The sequence below is a fragment of the Defluviimonas sp. D31 genome, assembly GCF_033436765.1.
In the GTDB taxonomy this organism is placed as follows: domain Bacteria; phylum Pseudomonadota; class Alphaproteobacteria; order Rhodobacterales; family Rhodobacteraceae; genus Albidovulum.
The window spans coordinates 1-1,180 of record NZ_JAWQFN010000066.1 but is presented as its reverse complement, the minus strand read 5'-3'; the positions used below and the strand labels follow the sequence as shown (position 1 = coordinate 1,180).

The following is a 1,180-nucleotide window of genomic DNA, read 5'->3' as shown; positions in this document are numbered from 1 at the left end:
GGTCTTACTTGATGATCTTCGAGACGACGCCGGCGCCGACGGTGCGGCCGCCCTCGCGGATGGCGAAGCGGAGCTTCTCTTCCATCGCGATCGGGGCGATCAGCTCGACCTCGAACTTCAGGTTGTCGCCCGGCATCACCATCTCGGTGCCTTCCGGCAGCTTCACCGTCCCGGTCACGTCCGTCGTGCGGAAGTAGAACTGCGGACGGTAGTTGGCGAAGAACGGCGTGTGGCGACCGCCTTCTTCCTTCGTCAGGATGTAGGCCTCGGCCTCGAAGTGGGTGTGCGGGTTCACCGACTTCGGCTTGCACAGCACCTGGCCGCGCTCGACGCCGTCACGCTCGATGCCGCGCAGCAGGATGCCGACGTTGTCGCCAGCCTCGCCGCGGTCCAGCAGCTTGCGGAACATCTCGACGCCGGTGCAGGTCGACTTCTTGGTGTCGCGGATGCCCACGATCTCGACTTCGTCGCCGACGTTGATCACGCCGCGCTCGACCCGGCCGGTGACCACGGTGCCGCGGCCCGAGATCGAGAACACGTCCTCGATCGGCATCAGGAACGGCTGGTCCACGGCGCGCTCGGGCGTCGGGATGTAGCTGTCGACAGCCTCGATCAGCGCACGGATCGAGTTCTCGCCGATCTCGGCGTCGCGGCCTTCAAGCGCGGCAAGCGCCGAGCCCTTGATGATCGGAATGTCGTCGCCCGGGTAGTCGTAGGACGACAGAAGCTCGCGCACTTCCATCTCGACGAGCTCCAGAAGCTCCTCGTCATCCACCTGGTCGACCTTGTTGAGGTAGACGACCATGTAGGGGATGCCCACCTGGCGGCCGAGCAGGATGTGCTCGCGGGTCTGCGGCATCGGGCCGTCGGCCGCGTTCACCACGAGGATCGCGCCGTCCATCTGCGCCGCACCCGTGATCATGTTCTTGACGTAGTCGGCGTGGCCCGGGCAGTCGACATGCGCGTAGTGGCGCGACGCGCTCTCGTATTCAACGTGCGCGGTCGAGATCGTGATCCCGCGCGCCTTCTCTTCCGGCGCCGCGTCGATCTGGTCATAGGCCTTGAAGTCGCCGAAATACTTCGTGATCGCCGCCGTCAGCGTCGTCTTGCCGTGGTCAACGTGACCGATGGTCCCGATGTTCACGTGCGGTTTCGTCCGTTCGAATTTTGCCTTTGCCAT

Annotated in this window: 1 protein-coding gene; it reads right to left on the bottom strand. The window is 64.9% G+C overall.

Features of this window, described 5'->3' with window-relative positions; genetic code table 11:
* Positions 1–4: 4 nt before the first annotated feature.
* Positions 5–1,180 (bottom strand): elongation factor Tu (tuf, locus tag R5H32_RS20900; RefSeq protein ID WP_318340564.1); only part of this gene is annotated, 1,176 nt, incomplete at its 5' end.